Genomic DNA, 21051 nt, shown 5'->3' on the forward strand with positions numbered 1-21051 from the left:
GCATACAAAAAGGCAGCGCAGAACTCATTATTTGAATTCTGTGCTGCCTCTTCTTTACGTTATGACGTTACTCCCACCAACTATCAGATGGGTATTCCGATGCTCCTATGGTTACAGTTTCTCCTATTCTAGGAGTCACTAAGACCGTGTTCAGATGTTCGGCTGCCCGTGTTGCCCGCTCTATAGGGTCTGTCCAACTGTGAAGCGCTAATGTAAAGGCTCCCCAATGTATAGGAATCATTAATTTGCCTTGCACATCCTGATGAGCTTGCAATGACTCTTCAGGAGACATATGAATATTCCCCCACTTCTCATCATATTGCCCCGTCTCGATGAGAGTAAGGTCGAACGGTCCGTATTTATCACCAATCTCCTTGAAATGCGGTCCGTATCCGCTGTCCCCGCTGTAGTATATTCTCGTTTGAGCACTAACTATAACCCAGGAGCTCCACAGGGTAGACCCCGCGCCGCCGCCCCTTCCTGAGAAATGTCTTGCCGGTGTACTGGTTAACGCCAGTCCATGAAGCTGCAGCTCCTCCCACCAATCCAGCTCTACAATTCGATCAGGATCGACTCCCCACTTCGTCAGATGCCCCGCAACTCCTAACGGAACAATAAATTGCTTCACTTTTCCCCTCAGCTTGCGAATCGATGCATAGTCCAGATGATCATAATGATCATGCGATATCACTACGGCGTCCAGTTCAGGCAGGTCCTCTATCTCTGCCGGCAGCTTGTCGCTGTAACGCTTGGGACCGAAGAAGCGGACAGGGGAAGCATAGCCACTGAACACAGGGTCTATCAATAGCTTCACCCCATCAACTTTCAGCAGCAGCGTGGAATGTCCGAACCAGATCACTTTATCTTCCTTATTCTCCATGAAAGCCTTCGAATCAAACGGCTCGACCGGTATGCTCCCTTTCGGCCTGCTGTTTGGAGTTCCCTTAATCATTCTGACTAAAGCATCGGTGCTATCTCTTAGGCTATAATTCATTGGCGTTGATGTTTGATTGCGGAACTTCCCGTCGCTAAATTGCGGGGAGGCTTGAATTCGTTTTTGACTTTCTGCCGAACTTTTGCCGCCAAGCGGAGGATAATATTTCAGGATCAAAAAAATGACCCATGCGACAAAAGCGATTACAGCGAGTAGAATTATTAATTTCATTCCCTTTGACCCCAACTTTCTATGTGCATCCACCTGAACACCATTAGCGTCATTCACTTTTAGATTTTGCAATTATATCATACGCATACTTCTAGCTGTTACCTTAATAAAAATACGCTTCTTACACCACTGCACTGTCCCTTCTGTGCAAAAAGTCGTTACTTCCATCCATTGCTGCACCTGATCGTACAGTGTAATCTATTAATAGAGAATGATAATCATCCTCAAATCATGTATAATACAGATTGAATAGGAGAATGACACACCATGAACAGATTATTGTCCCGTTTATCCCAGACCACCTTATTCCTCTCATTGCTCATTTTGCTCGCGGCCTGCAGCTCTTCAAGCACGTCAACGCCAGCAAAAACGCCTGAGGAAAGTACGAATACAAGCATCGAATCGGAAGCGCCAGCGACGACCAAAATGTACAAAGATTATGAAGGCAGGGAGACAGAAATTCCGGTTAATCCGCAAAAAATTGCTGTGGTTGCCGGATCGGGAGCTATTATCGACGTCAAAGAATTAGGATTCGAGCCTATTGCCTACCCGCACCGCTATATGAGCAACTCTAATATTTTGAAATCCACACACGAAAGCTTAAGCGCCAAGGCTCCTGACATCGGAATGCCTACTAACTTGGAAGTATTGGTCGATCTCAATCCCGATCTCATGATTATGGGCTATGAAACTCAAGATAATGAGTATGCTATGTTGCAAAAAATTGGACCCATCGCCGGCTTCGATGAATCGGTCTCGCTGCCGCAGCGACTCACTGCTATTGGTGAAATCTTAGGCAAGCCGGATGAGGCTAAGGTAATCCTCTCTGATCTGGAACAAAAAACCCAATCGATGTGGCAGCAACTGCGCGATCAAGGAAAAATAGCCGAGGGAGAGACTGCCGCAGTTATCGTCTATTATTGGAACAAGAAAATGTATCTCATGAAAAACTTCGGCGTATTTGACCTGATCAACCACCCAATGGGATTTAAAATGTCGGACAAGGTGGCTGGTCTAGCGTCCTCATCCCCTTCCCCGTATATCGAAGTTACGGAAGAGGCACTGCATGACACATTAATCGCCGACCGTCTGTTCCTGCTGTATGATAATAATGCGGAAGCCAAAGAAGGCTTCAAACAATTGAAGGAAAGCAAGGTATTCCAGAGCCTTCCTCCAGTCAAAAATGGAAAGACTCACTATATTCCGCTCGAGTATAACGATAACGATCTGATTACTACACGCAAACTCATCGACGTCTTCCCGCAAATTATAGAAAGCGAGATGTTCGAAGAAGCCAAATAGGAGTAAATGCCAATGTTTCAGCCTTCTATCGGTGGCAAGTCAGCACTTCCACTCACGTTCGCCCTGACTTCCACCCAGCGTATAACCTGCGACAACCAAGAATACTGCCCTATTGGGTTCGCTGACGAATATCGCCTCCTACTGGTGCTTCAGGGAAAACTGGAGGTGAAGGATATACACCGCAAGCAATCCGCTGTACCGGGAGCCTGTCTCTTGATTAATCCCGGCAGTGAGGTCTTGCTAACCAGCCAAGGAGCTGAATCTCTCTTCTATCTGCTCTCCTTTACCGCTGTGAATGCCTATGCCAACGGGTCAGCGCTGAAGCGCATCTTAAAGCTGCTGGCTGACGGGATGAAGCTCCCGGCAGCGGTCCTTCATACATTTGCGGCTAACTTTGAGGACGATGGGTTTCAGGATGAGCTGCTCCAAATCGGTAAGCAAAGCTCTTTCCTCTCCCTGCTTTCTATGCTCCTGGAGCAGGGCGTTAAAGAGGAGAATCGCATACGCGAACCGAGGAACGCTGTATGTCGAACTATCGAATTTGTGCAGAGCAATTATCAACTTAATCTCACCGTGCAGCAACTGGCTGATATGGCACAGCTCCCGCGTTGGCAATACCTCCGGGTGTTCAAAAAAATGACCGGAAGCAATCCAAGCAACTATATCACCCAGTTAAGAATCGAGCAGGCCAAAGCCTTACTGAGTCACTCCGATGAACAAGTATGGAAGGTTGCGCATCAGGTAGGTTATAACGACGAGCACTATTTCAATCGCAGATTTAAGCTCGAAACAGGGATATCTCCGGGCCAATATGCGCGAATCTATAGTCGTAAGACGAATATGAGCGAACAGCATGAGGCTGTTCAATATCCCCCTGTATCGGCTGAGCGTATTATATACGATGATGCCGGCACTGTAGGCGATTTGCTCGCACTGGACATTGAGCCAGTGGGAGCAAATTTGCGCTTTTGCAACAGCGACTCGTTTGCAGACAAAATCCAGTACACACAAGAAATCGGCTTTCCGCTTATTCCAGACAAGATCCGTACGCTCAACCCTGATCTCGTATTGCTCAGCCGCCATGGAAGTGAGCGTCATCCGGAGCTGTCCGCTATCGCACCAACTGTCGGAGTGAACGAATATGCCTCCATGCACCGTCGAATACAGAGGCTAGGGGAAGTGCTTGGCATTCGCGAGCGGACCAAGCAATGGCTCGATGCTTACGACATCCGATGTGAGGAAATGTGGCAGCGGCTCCAATCCTGCAAATCTTCGGACGAATCAGCTACGGTCCTGTACTATCATCATGATGGACAGCTTTACTTGCTTCATCGACTTCGCGGCTTAGCCAAGCTGCTGTATCATCCTCTTGGGTTCCGCATGGATGAGCGCATTCAACAAATGCGTCCAGCCCGCGGCCATTACTATATCTCCATTGCCCCAGATCGCCTGCGTGAATTTGCAGTGGGAGACCGGCTGTTCGTTTTTATTCATTCGAATCAGCACATCTCAGCCGCAATGTCAGAGCTTAACCGATGGCCGGACTGGGCTCGGCTTCCCGCCGTCCAGTCCGGCAAAGTGCATGTTCTGGATTCGTTCTGGAATTCTGACGACGCTCTAACGAGCCGGTTGGCACTGGAACAGTTCCCTGCTCTGTGGGCAGGCTCTATATAGTTGGAGTTCAAGATGAGAGGATAGTTTTTCTTTGACGGCTTACGTATCAAACAAAAAGACATCCGTTCCCTTTTTGGGGGAGAGATGTCTTCTTTTTTGTTCTGCTAGAGCTTTCATATCCTCTAATACCATTTCAATTCGTTCATCTTCAGGATCGCCCCTAGAACTGTAGAATATCAAGACATTTGCCACTTGATATTTTTTATGTGGTATCACACTCGCTGTCGCTGTCTTATACTCAAAATCCTTTATTCCTTCCTTAACCCCTTCACTGGATGCATATACGTATATACTGATTATTTCTTTATCATTAATCATATAAGATTCAGGCTCGACACCATTTAAAGTCATTTGAAATACACTATTCTTATTTATATCTACTTGTTCTTCTAAAAGAAATCCGCGCTTCTCAAACGATTCTTTTAACTGTACGAAGTTGATTACTTTCTCGTTAGTTGTGCACCCTGTCATCATAGAGCACAGCACGAACAGTATCATCATCGTCTTTTTCATGGTTTATCCCCTTTACAACTGTTCTGAAATAAAGAGATTTCGTCATTGCATTCTTTGTTGTAAAAAAGATAACTACGAATTGACTAACCCTTATACGGATAGTCTAACACAGAATAGCTCAAATTCCATAAATCCCATAAATATCCTGTGTAGTAATATGCATGAGTTCCCTGTCGAGTGGAGCCTACTTTGCAGCCTTTTCGATCACGCGGAACTTGAAGCTCATGGATAACGGATTACGTAATTTCTAAATGTTCACGCAAAGTACTCCCGCTATATTCACTTCTGAACAAGCCTCTTTCAACCAGCTCCGGCATCAGCTTTTCAAAAAATATCTCCATCGATTTTTCTGATCCGCCTGGAAGGGCTATAAATCCGTCGATAGCTCCAGCCTTGTGCCTTTCCATAATATCATTCAGCACATCCTCCACCGTTCCCACAGATACCCAGTGAGCAGATCCGACAACCTCCGGTCTTGCCAGCACCTCTTTCACTGTAGGCTGAGCCTTTGTAATATACCGGCGCAGCAGCTCGGCATGTGTCCGGCTGCGAACAGGCTGATTGGAATCAGGGAGCATATCGGCAGTTACGCGTTGATCCAGAGAGAAGCCGCTTAGATCAAGGCCCAGCACCGATATGAGAGAGCTAAGTCGGCGCTCCGTACTTAAATGTGCATGCGCAGCCTTATGCAATTCAAGCGCTTCTTCCCGTGTATCGGCCAGGAAAAAATATAAGCCCGGCAACACTCTGATGGTGTTCGGATCACGTCCCTGCTCTGCGGCTCTTCTTCTCAAATCATTGCGCAATTCCACTCCCGATTCCATATCCGGCATTGCCGCAAATATAGCATCCGCAACGGAAGAGGCAAAATTGCGGCCAACATCCGAAGCGCCAGCTTGAAACAAAGGAATAGGTCCCGATGAATGAGAAGGGATAGAAAGAGGCCCCTTCACACTGAAATATTCACCGGAATGATGAATTGCCGTCACTTTATCTTTATCAGCAAATATGCCCGACTCGCGGTCAATAACAATAGCTTCATTCGGAAAGCTCTCCCATAGCTTACGTACCACATCTGTAAATTCCATGGCCTTTGCATATCTTTCTTCCGGTGAAGGCATTGGAGAATCACTGAAATTTTCTGCGCCTTCAATAGAGGTGACAATATTCCAGCCTGCCCGTCCATTACTTAGCCAATGCAAAGACTGAAGCTGCCTTGCCACCACATACGGCGGATTAAAAGTCGTAGATATGGTCGTAACCAGTCCGATTCGCTCGGTTGCACCGGCAATTGCAGCAAATATCATCGTAGGGTCAGGACTGCCGAAGCTAGCAGAATCACCAATCATCTGCGAGCTAACATACAGATAATCCGCCATGAACAGAAAATCGAGCTTTGACTTCTCCGCCATCTTTGCCAACTCAATGTAATATTTAATGGAACCCATTTTTTCTACTTCGCTATCTGGCCGCCGCCAGCTATTTCCTTTCATCCAGGTTTTATTTAAGGACAACCCAATACACAATTGTCTATCCACTTTCATGTCCAACAACCCTTTCTTATCCCTATAGATTTGCCTCTATAAAAACACTCTGAGCACGCAGAGGCTCTAACAATATTATAATGATAATGATTCTCATTATTAAAGTATAGTTTAGCAAGGACTTAAGCAAATGCAAATACACAAATCACAAATGGGATATGCATCATTATCTAATTCGTGTTGTTTAATGATTAGTCAAAAAGCAAAAAAGCCTGCACCACCTCAGGCTCATCACCAGCAGTTGCAAGCGTCATTCACAAATCAATCACTCAATAGATATGATGATCTAATTGGTCTGTATATGCGGAAGGAGACACACCGAATTTCCTCTTAAATAGTCTGCTGAAATAGAGCGGGTTGGCATAACCGACACTGACCGCAATATCGCGGATCGGGAAATTGCCTGCTTTCAGCAAGTCAATGGCTCTTTCCATACGATAATGAATCACATAGTCGATTGGACGGAACCCCGTATGCTTGTGAAACAAGTAAGAGAAGCGTTTGGCACTCATGGCATGCAGCCCAGCTAACTCGTCGAGAGTAAGAGGATTCATATAATGCCCGTGAATATAGGCAATAGCTTCCTCTATGACCCTTTCACTTGGAGAACGGCCGCTCTCTCGGTGGCTGCAGCCAATCAGAACCTGATGCATAATGCTTAAAAATAATTCCTTAACCCGCAGCTTTCCAATTCCTTCAGATGTATAGGCATTCTGATGGAGCATGGTCAATAATTCGATTACTCTCGGATTTGCACCCGGTTCCAGCTTAAAATGCGAGTCGCATTCATGCGTACAATTGACGTCGTCTGCCTTGTACAATCTATAGAAAAGGGAATAATACTCGAGCTCAGCTTGTCCGATCACTTGCGAGCCCAGCTGCATGCCTGGAGCCGCGTGAAATACGGCCCCTGGATATAACTCGTAGACTGTTCCATTCACATCTATTCGAGCTTCTCCGCGAATAATAAATAGAAATCCATGCATTAAGGTCGTAAATTCACGCCATATACTTTTCGGCTGGATGACTAAGCGGTAGACATCTTCAATCTCATAGCTGCCGCCAGCAAACACCTCTGCTAATCTATCCAAATTTATCAATTCCACTCGCTCCCTGGCATCAAGTAGCTGGTTTTGTTGAGTTAGTCACCTATCGCTTTTAATTAATAAGTATAAGAAGTAAGGAGCGCCAATTAAGGCGACGATCACGCCTGCCGGTATTTCCGTATTGGCTACGGCCATCTTGCCAAGAGCATCTGCGATTACAACTAATCCGCCTCCAATCAATAAGCATCCCGGAATCATTAATTTATGCCCGCGAAATAGACGTCTGACCAAATGCGGAACGACGAGTCCTACAAATCCGATGCTTCCGCTAACCGCAACTGCTGGCGCTGCCAATAATACACTGCATACTAAAAACCAAACGCGATATCTGTTTACAGACACGCCTACACTAATGGCTACCGGATCGTGAAACTTCAGCACATCTAATATACGATGATGACGGATGACTAAAGGAACTATAATAACGAGCCAAGGCAGCATAGCATAGACATGATTCCAATTGCTATTCCCTATATTCCCTGCCAGCCACACCTTAATCATTTGATATTGCGAAGGCTCCAGCACAAAGGTCAGTACAATCATCGTTGCGCTAATCGCCGCCGCAATAGCAACGCCTGTGTAAATGAGTCGAATGGGAATAATCCCATGATGGCGATCATAAGAAAGCAAAAATAATAAGGCCACTACGATAAAACCGCCAATAAGAGCATAGAACGGCTGAACATTCGTATGCAAGCCGGTAGAGCTATTTTGCAGGAGTAAAAATAGCATCATCGATAGTCCCGCTCCAGCATTGATCCCCAATATTCCGGGGTCCGCCAATGCATTGCGGCTTATGGCTTGCAGCAGCATGCCTGCCAGCGCCAACGCTCCGCCAACTAGAAAAGCTAGCAACATACGAGGAATTCGGAACTGAAAGAGGACAAGCTCCTGCCTTGAAGTGCCATTCCCCCATAGGGTCTGCCATAGATCAGGCAAGCTTAAGCTGCTTTGCCCGGTAGATATGCTAAAGATAAAACCCAGAAGTATGAATACGGCAATAATGATAAACTTCCATCTTAACTTCACGATAGCTCCCGCCTTTCTTTGCGTGCCAAAAAAAGAAAGAACGGAATGCCGATAACCGCAATGACAGCACCGACTGGAATTTCATAAGGGGCATTGACGATTCGCGCCGCCAAATCAGCAAGCACAACAAGGATAGCTCCCATAATGGCGGATAGCGGAATGATATAGCGATAATCCACGCCGACGAAGTAACGTACCAAGTGAGGGGCCATTAACCCGATAAAGCTTACCGAACCGGCTAGCGCGCATGAAATCCCGGCCAACAGGAAGGCGGCTACCAGGGAGAGATTCTTTATCAGCTTAGTACGAACGCCAAGTCCTTCCGCTGTCTCGTCTCCTACGGATAGGATGGTAATCGATCTTGAAATGACGATGGCAAGCAGTAGAGCCAGGAGCATCCATGGCAGCATTTGCTGTAAATGCGCCATCTTAATGCCGCTTAACCCTCCCCCGTACCAAAAAGCCACCTGCTGCGCCACTGAAAAGAAGATGCTTATTCCTTCACTTAAGGCAGTCAGCATGGCTGATATTGCAGCGCCAGCCAATACAAGCCGAATAGGCGTCAATCCCCGTCTGCTTAATAAGCCGACACTAAATACTAAGCCTGCGCCTAATGCCGCTCCTAGAACGCAAAGCCACAGCGTACCCGTAAATGAAATCGCCGGCAGGAAAACCATGGCAATGACAAGCATGACGCCTGCCCCGGCATTCAATCCCAGAATACCCGAATCCGCTAATGGATTGCGGCTAATGCCTTGCATAATAGCCCCGCTAACGGCGAATCCGGCTCCTGTAGCCATAGCCGCAAGCACACGAGGCAAGCGAATGGTCTGGATCACATGGTGGGTAGTGGACGTATGATCATAAGCAAAGATCGACGTGAGCACATCTGAGAATGGGATTCTTTTCGCTCCTAGCGCCATAGCAAGGACTAATACTCCCATTAATAGCAAGAGCATGAATAGAAGCAATAGTATAAAGGAGAGCTTTTTTGTGCTTGTTAATGATGATTCTTGAACATTTGAGGCCAATGGTTCCAACCCTTCCCCTCCGCTTTGCAAAAAGAGCCAGCCAAGGGCCAGCTCCAATGCAGAACGAATATGCTGTCTAACTCATTTCTGATGTTGTGGCGAGCAAAAATTTGACCGCCCGGCTAATCGCACCAGGTATGACGCTCACATGCTCCTCTTGCTCAAGCAGCGCCCAGCTAGCTTCGAAGCCTGGAACGCGCAGCGACATCATATCAGCGCATAAATCCAGACTATCCTTGACCATATGATCAAGCTCATCTCCACCGGCTATCATAAGCGCCTTGGGCAATTGGTTTAGCCTATTGCTTTTCATAACTGCTTGGAACGCTTCATACTCGTCTAATACTGCGCAATCATTCCACCAGATGGAAGCACTGCTCGCGATGTAATGCGAGAACAATGCGGGTTGTGTGAATAAAGCATGCAGAACGAACAACCCTCCGAAGGAATGACCAAACAATGCCTGCTTCTGCTTATTGATGGCGAACCGCTGTGCCATAGCCGGCATTAACTCCTTTTCAAAAAAGGCAAGCAGCTCATCTGCCCCTCCGAATTTAGGCCAAGGCTCCCCATTCGGACGCTGCGGTAAATTGGCAGGCTCGGCCGGCATTGTTAAATCATAGGTTCGACGCACCGTATCAAAGGCTTCGCCGCCAGGGTATCCGATGCCAACTACAATAGCGGGCTGGTATCCTTTGGGCTTGCGCGTCAACAATCGCGTGATTTCGGCAGCAGTTTCGAATAGTCCATTGCCATCTAGTACATAGATGACGCCATATCCGCCCTCTGCTGGCTCATCGAAAGGTTTTGCAATAAATATTTCATAGTCCAAATGATTGCTTGTACTCGTCATCAACATCGTTTCATAATTGCGCTTGACGTATGGCTTAATCATCATGGCTGCAAGAACGCCACAATATCATCCATCGTTTTCTGGTAAGCAATTAATCCGCTCGATCTCCAGTGATCGCCTTTGACGTCGAACACTTGACCACCTTGAACAGCTGGCAGCGCAGTCCATAACGGGCTAGCTTTAATGTCTGCCAGGAATGCATCTCCCAGACCGTCGTTGTTGTTAATAAATATATAATCAGCGTCTATGTCAGACAGCATCTCAAGCGAAATATCAGCAGACATTTCTCCTTCTACAAGAGCGCTCTGAGCAAATCCCAGCTCACTGAGCACATAGCCCCCGTAATGGAAGTTGCCAACCAAGAAGATCGCACGGGCATTCGCATTAATATAAATCGCTTTTTTACCAGCAGAAAGGCTAGCTAGCTGCGCTTTCGTTTCTTCCAGCTTAGTATTATAAGCAGCAATAGCTTCTGTTGCTTTATCCTCTAACCCCAGCAGCTTCGCAATCGTTTCCGTTGCTTCCACAACGTTGCCAAGCGCATTCTTAAATACGTAGGTCGGAGCGATATGCGAATAGTTTTCATGAACGCCATTTTGCGCATAGAAAGCGGTTGGGAATATAATTAATTCCGGCTCCAAATCTACGACCGATTCCGGAGATGGAACGCCATTGGCAAAGCTGATTTCTTTCACGCCGCTAAGCGTATCCTGCAAGTATTGCTGCGGTTTCTCGCCTGTGGACCATTGGGCGACTGGAGTTACGCCGAGTGTAACCAAGTAATCCTCCAAGCCAGGCGCGTACACCTTTTGTACCGTTCCAGGAATGTTTACGGTATTGCCTACCTGGTCCGTTACGTCAAACGCTTCTCTGGCTGCCGAATTCGATCCTTTTGCACCTGATTCATCCGTTGAGCTGGATTCGCTTGTTGGTGTAGGATCAGCCGGGGACCCAGGAACAGCTTCCTTATTGCTGCCGCAAGCTGCCAGTGCTACGGATAATAGACCCGCCATCACAACATAACTTATTTTTTTTGCATGGAACCACTTCATAATTGACTTTCCCTCTCTCCTAAATTCTCAATAATAATCATTCTCATTATTGAGTATATAAGAGATAAAGCATGTTGACCATGCAACATATTACGATCGGCCATGTACATTTTCAAGGTAGCATCATCACGGCCACTTCCTCTAGCATTCGCCTTAAAGCAACTGGAGAATATTCAAACCACGGATCGGAATGAATGACATAGATTTGTTGATGCTTCATAGCCCCTAGTTGTTTGAATCCAGCATCTCTTTGCAAATAATGCCAGGTTGCTCGTGACTCATCATCAGGGCATATAATGGTAAATAGCTTATCTACCTGCAATTGGGCTAGCTGCTCAAACGTAATTTCGGTGTTATATAGACCAGCATACTCATAGCTGGGGACCGCTCCCAAGTCATGAAATAAAAGATGTTGAATACCTGAATTGCAATAGGCAAATATTCGCTGCTGATAGATACGGATAATCATAATCTTAGGCGGATGAGCCGCCCAATCTAACCCTTGACGAATTTCACTCAATCTTGCTTGATACTGCGCGATCCACTGATTCGCTTCTTCTCGTTTGTTCAACCGGGCAGCAAGCTCCGTTAAGGCGATAAAGCAATCTTGTCTATCATCCAGCCAATAGACTGGAAAATGATCCTCCATCCGTGTGACCAGCTCTGGCGGCATATCCTTGGGAGAGATGAGAAGATCCATTTGCAAATGGTATAGCTCACTCGGAATGCAATAATTTTTGTTTTTGGTTAAGGATACCTTATGCTCGATTTGATCCGGCCACAGATTATAGTAATAGGGAGTCCATTTTGCGCTTAATGGTGCAGCAAAGGGCACGATGCCTGCTGCGTGCAAATAACCCATCATGTTGCCGGTAACCACGCCGATATGGGATTTCTGCTGGCTGGTGTACATCGTTGGCGATATACCTTCAACCTTTTTGAACACTCGGCTAAAATAAAATTCATCGCTATACCCAACAGCCTCCGCTATGGGCTTCAATCGGGCGTCTTCCTGTTGCAATAGCTGTTTAGCCTTTTGAATACGCAGCTGTGTCACAAACTCCATGGGACTCTGGATGTATTGCTGTTTGAACGCCGAGGAAAAGTAGCTGGGACTAAGACCCGTAAGACCCGCCAGATGGTCTAAAGTGAGCTGCTTCGTGAAATTCTCTTCTATATAAAGCCTGACCTCGCTTAAATCTGTTCTTTGCATTGGTTTTTGCATGCTTTCACCTTTACCTATCCATGAACTGATAATTATTATCAATTATACTTTGCTTTCATGAACCAAGCAATGCTGGAACGGATCATTCTGATTGAGGCAGGTTCCATAAACGGTTTTTCATACTTCATTACATAGGATTTCTCACACGTTCAAGGAACAAAGTCGAATTGATGACCAGATTTTCTTGTGGACATGTTCGTCCCAGAATACGCCACCCCTGCTTGTTCAACTGTGCTTCATCAATCGCTTCATACATGATTTGCCTCATCCCCTCTGCTGTGCGAACAGCTACTAGAGGATCAGAAGCAGTTTGATTAATGCGTTCAAGCACTTCCATCTTATTGCGAACAAGACTAGCGACAAAGATTTGGCTATAGGAGCTGTAGTCGAATTCTGATCCATTCCCCATCACAACCGTAACTTTATCCGCTAAGCCGAGGCGCTCAAGTAATAAACATGACGCATCATAGGCAACAGCATCCATTTCCAGACAGATCACATTCGCATCACTTAATTGGTGTAGAATAATCGCACTTAGCGGCATCGGCCCACTGCCTACAAAGATCATTGGCAACTTCTCTGCGCGGCCTTTCTCTCGAATGAACGATCGAAGCGTGGACAGTTCCTGACTTACTAGAGCCCTGTAAATAGTCCAGGCAGATAGCCTTGATAAGGGATCTAAGTCAGAACTCTCAGAATGGCAAATAGCGCGAGAATCATTCAGCTCTGCCAGAAATTCGGCTTCTGACAGCTTATCCTGCAATTTTCGGTGGTTGCTTCGAATATACTCGTTGCTTAGAACGGATTGTATCTCCTCAGGTGAATAGCGGGGGCGTAACTGAAGGGAAAGATGACTCATGATGTTCTTGACTACATGATTAGCAGGAGACAGATCTAATTCCTTCTGAAGAAGCTCATTGGCTACACGGATAAAATCGATAAAATGGTCAACCATTTGTGTTCTTGGGACGTTAACTGTATGTATTGTAGAACTAGTTGAATAACCTTTCATTTCCCCAGTTCCTCCCTCACTCTACAACCTATTTCTTACTACCAGCTATATTCATATGGTCAAAGATTTAGAAGAATATTGGGAGATATACAGTCACCGGCAGGGATCACCAAAAAGCGGAAATCCCGAGCCGGATTTGCAAAAATTAAGCTTTCACTTCTTCAATCGTTCTGCGCATCACCCAGCCTTGGGCACGGCGGCGCTCCTCCCAGAAGCGGCGGTAAATGCCGCCGTTCGCGAGCAGTTCCTTATGCGTGCCCGACTGCGCAACCCTGCCGTCGTCGATTACGACGATATGGTCGGCACGGCGAACGGTATGCAGTCGATGGGCAATAATGACGACCGTTTTGTCGCGGGCCAGTTCCTCGAACGCCTCCTGAATATACCGTTCGTTGTCCGGATCGACGCTAGCCGTCGCTTCATCCAACAAAATAATCGGTGCGTCCTTCAATATCGCCCTCGCAATCGAGATGCGCTGCCGCTGGCCGCCCGACAGCAGCCCGCCGCCTTCGCCCACAGCCGTATCGTAGCCGTCCGGCAGCTTCATAATAAAATCGTGACAGCGGGCTTTCCTGGCCGCTTCCTCCACCTGCTCCATACTAGCGTCCGGGTTGCCGTATCGGATATTGTTCGCCACCGTGTCATTGAACAGATACACGTCCTGGAACACAAAGGCCAGCTGCCGCATCAATTCATCTGAGCTCATGCTGCGCACATCCGCGCCGCCGATCGTCACCGCGCCCCCTTGAACATCCCAGAAGCGCGCAATCAAATGCAGCATCGTCGTCTTGCCTCCGCCCGAAGGGCCCACAATCGCCGTCGTCCCCTTCTCCGGGATGACCAGATTGAGGCCGTTCAGCACCCGCTTATCACCGTAGCCGAAGGTGACGTCGCGGAACGCAATCTCGGTGCCTTGCATCGGTCGGCGTTCCGATGTCAGAACTGGCATGTCCCTGGCCTGGATAATATCGTTCATATGATGTACCGTTGTCGCGAACATGCGCTTGAACAGGGCATAATCCATCAGCGGCAGCGGCTCATAGAAACAAATTGCCAAGACAAGAAACACCATGAAGGTTGCCGGTTCCAGCGTTCCTTGCCCAACGAACACACCGCCGACGATCAAGACTAGCGCCAAGCCCAGCTCGAAGGAAATATGATAGACGGCTGTATACGGCGTTAGCCTCCGATTGATCGCAATACTGGCATCTCTATAGTTGTCGATCGTTTCCTCATAGCTTTGCATCCGGCTGCCCGTCAGTCCAAAGGAACGGATGACAGCTATGCCGCGAATATACTCCAAAATTCGGCTGTTGGCTGCCTGCCGTGCAGCCGACAGCTTCTGTATAATCTCCTTCAGCTTCCGTTCCGCAAGCCATGCGGAGACAACGCTGAGCGGGACGCCTGCCAGCGATACGAGCGCTAGCCGCCAATCCAGCCTCATCATCGCGATCAGAATCAATGGCGGAATGACACATGCTTTAATTAAACCGATGACGATGGAAGGGACATAGATGTAGGTGGACGCGTCGGTTTTCACCCGCGATTCCAGGACGGAGGCATCCTTTTGAAGGAAAAAGCCGTACGGAACTTTGCGCAGCCGGTCGCCCAAATACAGACGAATATGCGTCAGGAAATGACCGAACAATGGAAACGACCATTTATTCGTCAGGAAATAAAACACCGATTGGCCAGCAAACATCAACGCCATCCAACCGGCCGCTTGCCATGCCTCGTCGGGTCGACCGGCAAGCAATTGATACAGGACGGCGACCACGGCAATGGAACCAAGCGCAGTAAACACGTTTTCGAAAAAGCTGAAGATGAGTGCGCCTCGCAGCCGATTAGCCTTCTCGCCCGCCAGCAGCAGCGACTGCCGAAACTCCGACATCTCCGCCAAATGCCGGTGAGGATCATCCGGCACCGGAGTGCCTCCACCCAGCTTGCCGAACGCCTGTGAATCCTCTGTTAACGGTTCGCCCGCCTGAGTCTCTAACGACAAATCCGGGGCCGCCACCGCCGCAATCACCGAGTCCAGAACGGACTGATCCCCTTCCAAATCCTCGGTCCCGGCCTCATACGCCTCCCACAGGCGGCGATATAGTTCGCTCTTCTGCAGCAGTTCTCCATGCGTCCCGACAGCTGCGACGCTCCCCTCGTCAATGACGGCAATCTGGTCGGCGTGTACCACAGTGCCTAGCCGATGGGCGATGGCCACAATTGTTTTGGGCTCGCCATTGGCAGGATGAAGCAACCCCGCGATCGCATCCTGAATATGGGCTTCGTTCTCCGGATCGACAAGCGACGTCGCTTCGTCCAGCATGATAATAGGCGCATCCTTCAATATGGCGCGAACGAGACTGATCCGCTGCCGCTGACCGCCGCTGAGTGTCATGCCGCCTTCACCTACAGCGGTATGATAGCCTTGCGGCAACTGTTCAATGAATGTATGACAGCCAGCCCGGAGAGCGGCAGCTACAACCTCCTCATCCGTAGCACCAGGCTTGCCGAACCGGATATTGTCCATGACGGTTCCCTGGAACAAGTAAGCATCCTGGAAAACAAACGACACGAGCGACATCAACCGCTCCTCGCTCATCTCTCGTACATCGACACCGCCAATCGTCACACTGCCGCCGTCCGTATCCCAGAAACGAGGCAGCAGGCGGGCTATCGTCGTTTTACCGGCTCCCGACGGTCCTACCAGCGCAGTCATCGTTCCTGCGGGAATCGTAAGCGATACATCACAGAGCACAGCTTGCTTGTTATAGGCAAAGGTCACGTGTTGGAATTGGATGGTCGCATCCTTTGGCGTCTGCGGCTGATCTGCCGATGCCATTTCCTGTTCCTCCAGCATCTTGCTTACATTCTTGAGTGATGCCGCCAAACGAAAGGCCGTCATGCCGCTTGAGCGGAGCATCTTGAATAAAGCCGCCCCTACCCCTAATGACATCAGAATGAAAAAGATAAGCACGGGAACGGTAAGCTGCTCCTGAGCGATCAACCAGATCCCTGCCGGGATAACAATGAGGAGCGCTGACCGGGAGAGCAGTACGGCAATCGTTTTGGCTGGCATGCCTTTGCTCTCGATTAAGGAGGAAGTCTCCGAAAAATCACGAACCGCTTTGGAATACGTCTCGAACGCCAGCTCCGTGCGGGAGAAGACGCGAATGACCTTCATTCCGTATACATAAGTAAGAATAGCGCTGCTGACCGCGGTCCCCGCTTTGCCGTACCCGGCTTGAAGCGGTTTTAGATAGGTCATAACCAGTGCATAGCCGCCCACCGTTACCCCTATGAAAGCAAGCACCGCCAATCCCATTCGCCAATCCATAGTGAACATGATCGCAAAGGAGAGAATCGGCAAAGCTGTGCTTGCTGTAATATCCGGCAGCAAATGGGCAATGCCTTCCTCCAGCTGCTCTACGTCCTCATTCAAGGTGTGCTTGATCTTGCCGCTGTCCGTCCGGTCGAAGTAACCGAGCGGCAGCTTCGCCAGCTTATCCGCCAAGGCCATACGAACCTCGTACACCACATCATAGGCGACGCGGTGCGTCCAATTCGTCGATAATGACGTCAGCAGCCCTTTGAGTGCAATCGCAAGCAAAGCTGTCCCGGCAAGCGCGAGCAGCTGCACTTGATCGCCAAGCAGCCCGCCGTCCGTCAACCCCTTGCAGATCTGATAGATAACCCAGTAAGGAATAAGCCCCATCAGGGTAGCAACAATGCCTGTTGCAATCGAGCCGGTGAGCGCCGCTTTCCGCTTAAGCAGAAACGGCTTTAAACGAGAGACGGGGGAAGGCGGCTTCGTTTTTTGTCCTTTCGGCGCTGCTGTTGGTTTAGTTTGTATCACTTGGGATTCCGTATGAATCACTCCTTGAACTTCGATAATGATAATCATTTTCAATTATAACAAGGAGATATTGGGATTTCAATACGAAATAATAGCGCGTTCTTACGCCAATTTTTCCAACCATACGGCAAGCGCTTCGCCGACTGCTTCGGGCGCGTCTTCTTGCGGATAGTGAAGACCCGGTACCGTAACTTCCGTCTGCGATGGCCAAGAACGGCAGAAATCGACGTGGGCTTGCTGCAATCTGCCGGGTTCGCAATGAACGAACAGCTTGGGAACGGTGCTCTTCGCCAGGTATTCGCCGTATTCAGTGACAATCGCTATGACATCTGCCGGATCGCCGCCGATCGGAAGCTGGCGCGCCCAACTGAGCATAGGACGGCGGCTTTCACCCGGCTCCAAGAACGGACGGCGGTACTGGGCGATCTCTTCATCCGTCAACTTGCGCAGAATGTTAACCGGCAGGTTGAACTCGATGAACGAATTTTGCTCCAGCACCATTCGTTCCCCTTCTGGCGACCGAAGTGCTTGGAACACCTGGCGCCCTTCCTTCGACATATCATTCCAGTTGCCGGGCATAATGATCGCCTCCATATAAGCGATGCCTTTGACCGCACCGGGATGACGCTTCGCCCAATCAAATCCCAGCGCCGATCCCCAGTCGTGCACGACGAACGTCACACGCTCGCTGACTCCCAGCTGTTCAAGCAGCTTGTCGAGATAGCGGCGGTGTTCGGAGAAGGTGTACGCGTTAGGCCCGCTGCTCGAGAGTTTATCGGAATCGCCCATGCCGACGAGATCAGGCGCGATACAGCGGCCAAGCTTCCCTGCATAGGGCATAATGTTGCGCCACAGATAGGAGGATGCCGGATTCCCATGCAAGAAGACGATCGGGTCACCAGTTCCCTCCTCTACATAAGCCATCTCCACTCCGAATACTTGCATGCGCTTTTTCTCGTACGGAAATGTTGCATTCATCACTGTTCATCTCACCTTCCATTTTTTTGTCGCTCTTGCATACGTTCCAATCTAAAACGTGCGATCTCGATGGCATGCGCAACATCCTCCTTGAAATTCTATCCCTCCAAAACGATGCGAGTACTTCGTTACACCGTCCCACATCAACAGCACTTCCGTGAGACTCGCTCCTCCACTTCCTGTCATCCTTCTGTCTCTTCCTTCTCGGTCAAATTGCGAAGCACGGTTTGCAGCATGCACAGCAACTGGTCATACTCCTCGTCGCCGATGCCCTTGCGTGTCTTGTTCTTCACACGGGCTAGCGCTTCTTGAACCCTCGGCACGACATCCTGCCCTGCATCGGTCAAATAAAGCAGCTGATAGCGGTTGTCGGCGGGATTGGCTTCTCTCCGCACATACCCTTCCGCTTCCAGCTTCGCAATCGCCTTGGCGGTCGTCGTCTTGTCGATGAGCAGCGTCTCGCTTAGCTCTTTCTGTGTGACGGGTTGCCGAAACGCAACAGCCATCAGAAAAATATACTGCCCGCTTCCGATTCGGAATGGTGCCAATTCCGCCGAGATCAATACTTGCATGTGACGGTATATGGCCGAGATATATGGACCATGCGATTCCCCTCCGCCTTTGTCATGTTGCCGCCAATTTTCGTTCAAAACTTCACCACCTCAAATAGGATGTTATTGCAACTAATTTCAATATATGCGATATAGGATGTTATTGCAACTATTATTTATATGGCTCGTCACAAAAATACACCCCCTAGAATTTCATTGGAGGTTCCAATGTGTATTCTAAGGGGTGCACTTCTTCTTATTTGTGAGCATGCTAGTTCCGGTTCGATTTAATCAACTGCATTTCTTAATCACTTTCTCCACTCGTTTTCGTTTTGTGTCTTTTTCAATATCGCCGAGTCGTGAGAAAAGCGTCTTAATGAAAAGGGCTTTGTTTTGATCGTTGACGATGGATACGGCATTCTCCGCATACATGGGAAGTTGATTTGTGGGACATCTCTTAAGCTGTTCGATGAGTAAGGTGAATGCATGATTCGCATAGGATTCCACAGAACAAAGTTTAATCAGAATATTTACTCCGTGATCCTTGGTGATGACTGATCCTTTGTCCGTACTGTCAACAATTTTTTCAAGCGATGCATAGATGACTTCCGGATTTTCCAGAGTTATCGCGTCTAGCGCTGTCATAGCTCCCCAAACCAATCGATTGTTCCTATGATCAAGCAAGGTTAAGAACTCTTTGCTGTATTCAGCGATCAAAGCCGGCTTAAGATACCCAATCTCATAGAGAACTTTCATACAATCGCTTTGAATGTTCTTGTCTTTGTTAGATAAGTTAGCAATAAGCTCTTTCACAGCTTCGCAATCTTCTCTTTCAGCAATATCTCGCGCCAGTTCCTGGTTGGGACCTTCGTCTTTGCGATGGAGTACCGTTGCTAATTTGTCGATTATGGTCATCTGTTTTTCTCCTGGTCTAGGTATCTCACTTTATTGGAAGCGTACCTATAGTTAACTATTCCTATCCTCATGACTATTATCTTCTATCACAGCATTCCCATTCTTCTCAAAGGTATGAAGAAGTTCACGAACTTCATCCGTTGACTTCGTGCTCATCAATTGATTTCGCAGTTCACTTGCCCCTCGAAATCCTTTCACATAGATCTTGAAAAATCGTAAAAGTGTTTTAAATGGACGCAGCGTTAATTCTGTTGCATATTGATCATGAAGATCAAGATGTAATCTTAACAGATCCAGTAATTCGTCACTGCTATGTTCCCTCGGCTCTTTTTCAAAGGCAAAAGGATTATGGAAGATACCTCTCCCAATCATGATCCCGTCCACACCATATTGCTCCGCAAGCTCTAAGCCCTTTTGCCGATCAGGAATATCTCCATTGATGGTCAACAGAGTATCTGGCGCTATACGATCACGAAGCTGCTTAATTGCCGGAATCAGTTCCCAATGGGCATCTACCAGGCTCATTTCCTTTCTTGTACGGAGATGAATAGAGAGGTTGGCAATATCTTGTTTCAAAATATGGGTTAGCCAATCCTGCCATTCCTCTATATCGTTGTAGCCAAGCCTCGTTTTCACACTGACCGGCAATCCTCCCGCTTTGGCCCCTTGAATGATATCTGCCGCAAGCTCTGGATGCAGAATAAGGCCGCTGCCCTTACCTTTCGTGGCAACATTGTGCACGGGACAACCCATATTGAGATCCACACCTTTGAAGCCAAGCTTAGCCATGCCTATGCTCATTTCCTTAAAATATTCAGGCTTATCCCCCCAAATATGTGCAACCATCGGTTGTTCATCCTCCGTGAACGTTAGACGTCCCCGTACGCCATAAGTCCCTACAGGATGACAATAGCTCTCCGTGTTAGTAAACTCTGTAAAAAACACATCGGGTCTGCCTGCTTTACTTACGACATGACGAAAAACAACATCCGTCACATCTTCCATTGGTGCTAGTATAAAAAACGGGCGAGGTAAATCACGCCAAAAATTATTAATCACTACCTGTTCAAATCCTCTCACTATAGATACAACGCGATTAGCATTGACGCTTCAACTACAACTAGTCGTAGAGACATAGTATCACATCTTAGCTATTTTAACCCGGTTGTTGTAGCCATAACACGATCAAATTCCCTGGTAAATTTCTCACCGTACGAAAAAAGAAGAGCGCTTTGCCGCTCTCGGCAG

The 21051-nt window shown here is 48.1% G+C and carries 17 protein-coding genes; 2 read left to right on the forward strand and 15 right to left on the reverse strand.

The genetic code is table 11. The features are described 5' to 3' along the window. Nucleotides 1-67 precede the first annotated feature (67 nt). Complete coding sequence (locus tag ACFVSO_RS01605; protein WP_387469402.1) at nucleotides 68-1165, reverse strand: MBL fold metallo-hydrolase; 1098 nt, start codon at nucleotides 1163-1165, stop codon at nucleotides 68-70. A gap of 267 nt (nucleotides 1166-1432) precedes the next feature. Here ACFVSO_RS01605 and ACFVSO_RS01610 point away from each other — a divergent pair, with 267 nt between their 5' ends. Both ACFVSO_RS01610 and ACFVSO_RS01615 read left to right on the forward strand, forming a co-directional pair. Continuing rightward, complete coding sequence (locus ACFVSO_RS01610; RefSeq protein ID WP_387469404.1) at nucleotides 1433-2467, forward strand: ABC transporter substrate-binding protein; 1035 nt, start codon at nucleotides 1433-1435, stop codon at nucleotides 2465-2467. A gap of 12 nt (nucleotides 2468-2479) precedes the next feature. After that, the gene (locus ACFVSO_RS01615) at nucleotides 2480-4141 is read left to right on the forward strand and encodes a helix-turn-helix domain-containing protein (RefSeq protein ID WP_387469406.1); all 1662 of its coding nucleotides are present in this window, start codon (nucleotides 2480-2482) and stop codon (nucleotides 4139-4141) included. Between the two features lie 39 nt (nucleotides 4142-4180). Here the strand turns inward: ACFVSO_RS01615 and ACFVSO_RS01620 are convergent, their stop codons facing one another. The 14 genes from ACFVSO_RS01620 to ACFVSO_RS01685 all read right to left on the reverse strand — a co-directional run bounded on the left by ACFVSO_RS01620 (nucleotide 4181) and on the right by ACFVSO_RS01685 (nucleotide 20808). Then, nucleotides 4181-4654 carry a hypothetical protein gene (locus tag ACFVSO_RS01620; RefSeq protein WP_387469408.1) on the reverse strand — a complete coding sequence of 158 codons (474 nt, stop codon included), beginning with the start codon at nucleotides 4652-4654 and terminating at the stop codon, nucleotides 4181-4183. Nucleotides 4655-4890: 236 nt separating this feature from the next. Beyond that, on the reverse strand, nucleotides 4891-6198 hold the full coding sequence (locus ACFVSO_RS01625) for an NtaA/DmoA family FMN-dependent monooxygenase (RefSeq protein WP_387469410.1): 1308 nt from the start codon (nucleotides 6196-6198) through the stop codon (nucleotides 4891-4893). 269 nt (nucleotides 6199-6467) lie between these two features. Then, on the reverse strand, nucleotides 6468-7298 hold the full coding sequence (locus tag ACFVSO_RS01630) for an AraC family transcriptional regulator (protein WP_387469412.1): 831 nt from the start codon (nucleotides 7296-7298) through the stop codon (nucleotides 6468-6470). Nucleotides 7299-7343: 45 nt separating this feature from the next. Further along, nucleotides 7344-8333 (reverse strand): FecCD family ABC transporter permease, encoded by a 990-nt coding sequence (locus tag ACFVSO_RS01635; RefSeq protein WP_387469414.1) that lies wholly within the window; start codon nucleotides 8331-8333, stop codon nucleotides 7344-7346. Then, a complete protein-coding gene (locus ACFVSO_RS01640) occupies nucleotides 8330-9421 on the reverse strand; it encodes a FecCD family ABC transporter permease (RefSeq protein ID WP_387469416.1) in 1092 nt (363 codons plus the stop codon). Before ACFVSO_RS01640 ends, ACFVSO_RS01635 begins: the two co-directional genes overlap by 4 nt. A gap of 19 nt (nucleotides 9422-9440) precedes the next feature. Beyond that, complete coding sequence (locus tag ACFVSO_RS01645; protein ID WP_387469418.1) at nucleotides 9441-10262, reverse strand: alpha/beta hydrolase; 822 nt, start codon at nucleotides 10260-10262, stop codon at nucleotides 9441-9443. Continuing rightward, entirely contained in the window at nucleotides 10259-11269 is a 1011-nt protein-coding gene (locus ACFVSO_RS01650; protein ID WP_387469420.1) for an ABC transporter substrate-binding protein, read from the reverse strand. The genes ACFVSO_RS01645 and ACFVSO_RS01650 overlap by 4 nt, the downstream gene beginning before the upstream one ends. Nucleotides 11270-11381: 112 nt before the next feature. Further along, nucleotides 11382-12494 (reverse strand): helix-turn-helix domain-containing protein, encoded by a 1113-nt coding sequence (locus tag ACFVSO_RS01655; RefSeq protein ID WP_387469422.1) that lies wholly within the window; start codon nucleotides 12492-12494, stop codon nucleotides 11382-11384. A 127-nt stretch (nucleotides 12495-12621) separates the two neighbouring features. Beyond that, on the reverse strand, nucleotides 12622-13506 hold the full coding sequence (locus tag ACFVSO_RS01660; RefSeq protein ID WP_387469423.1) for a nicotianamine synthase family protein: 885 nt from the start codon (nucleotides 13504-13506) through the stop codon (nucleotides 12622-12624). Between the two features lie 145 nt (nucleotides 13507-13651). Next, nucleotides 13652-17380 (reverse strand): ABC transporter ATP-binding protein, encoded by a 3729-nt coding sequence (locus ACFVSO_RS01665; RefSeq protein ID WP_387469424.1) that lies wholly within the window; start codon nucleotides 17378-17380, stop codon nucleotides 13652-13654. 81 nt (nucleotides 17381-17461) lie between these two features. Next, entirely contained in the window at nucleotides 17462-18337 is an 876-nt protein-coding gene (locus tag ACFVSO_RS01670; protein ID WP_387469425.1) for a haloalkane dehalogenase, read from the reverse strand. A 182-nt stretch (nucleotides 18338-18519) separates the two neighbouring features. After that, entirely contained in the window at nucleotides 18520-18987 is a 468-nt protein-coding gene (locus ACFVSO_RS01675) for a MarR family winged helix-turn-helix transcriptional regulator (RefSeq protein ID WP_387469426.1), read from the reverse strand. A 192-nt stretch (nucleotides 18988-19179) separates the two neighbouring features. After that, nucleotides 19180-19803 carry a hypothetical protein gene (locus ACFVSO_RS01680; protein ID WP_387469427.1) on the reverse strand — a complete coding sequence of 208 codons (624 nt, stop codon included), beginning with the start codon at nucleotides 19801-19803 and terminating at the stop codon, nucleotides 19180-19182. 51 nt (nucleotides 19804-19854) lie between these two features. Further along, nucleotides 19855-20808, reverse strand: a complete 954-nt coding sequence (locus tag ACFVSO_RS01685) for a tRNA dihydrouridine synthase (protein WP_387470526.1) — start codon at nucleotides 20806-20808, stop codon at nucleotides 19855-19857. Nucleotides 20809-21051: the final 243 nt, after the last annotated feature.

This window comes from Paenibacillus sp. NPDC057967 (assembly GCF_042887015.1).
GTDB lineage: Bacteria > Bacillota > Bacilli > Paenibacillales > Paenibacillaceae > Pristimantibacillus.

Bases quoted from the DNA above. Each gene is read 5' to 3' on its own strand.
- ACFVSO_RS01620 (WP_387469408.1), bottom strand. From the start codon at position 4,654: ATGAAAAAGACGATGATGATACTGTTCGTGCTGTGCTCTATGATGACA.
- ACFVSO_RS01680 (WP_387469427.1), bottom strand. From the start codon at position 19,803: ATGACCATAATCGACAAATTAGCAACGGTACTCCATCGCAAAGACGAA.
- ACFVSO_RS01625 (WP_387469410.1), bottom strand. From the start codon at position 6,198: ATGAAAGTGGATAGACAATTGTGTATTGGGTTGTCCTTAAATAAAACC.
- ACFVSO_RS01650 (WP_387469420.1), bottom strand. From the start codon at position 11,269: ATGAAGTGGTTCCATGCAAAAAAAATAAGTTATGTTGTGATGGCGGGT.
- ACFVSO_RS01655 (WP_387469422.1), bottom strand. From the start codon at position 12,494: ATGCAAAAACCAATGCAAAGAACAGATTTAAGCGAGGTCAGGCTTTAT.
- ACFVSO_RS01615 (WP_387469406.1), top strand. From the start codon at position 2,480: ATGTTTCAGCCTTCTATCGGTGGCAAGTCAGCACTTCCACTCACGTTC.
- ACFVSO_RS01605 (WP_387469402.1), bottom strand. From the start codon at position 1,165: ATGAAATTAATAATTCTACTCGCTGTAATCGCTTTTGTCGCATGGGTC.
- ACFVSO_RS01610 (WP_387469404.1), top strand. From the start codon at position 1,433: ATGAACAGATTATTGTCCCGTTTATCCCAGACCACCTTATTCCTCTCA.
- ACFVSO_RS01645 (WP_387469418.1), bottom strand. From the start codon at position 10,262: ATGATGATTAAGCCATACGTCAAGCGCAATTATGAAACGATGTTGATG.
- ACFVSO_RS01660 (WP_387469423.1), bottom strand. From the start codon at position 13,506: ATGAAAGGTTATTCAACTAGTTCTACAATACATACAGTTAACGTCCCA.
- ACFVSO_RS01685 (WP_387470526.1), bottom strand. From the start codon at position 20,808: ATGGAAGATGTGACGGATGTTGTTTTTCGTCATGTCGTAAGTAAAGCA.
- ACFVSO_RS01670 (WP_387469425.1), bottom strand. From the start codon at position 18,337: ATGAATGCAACATTTCCGTACGAGAAAAAGCGCATGCAAGTATTCGGA.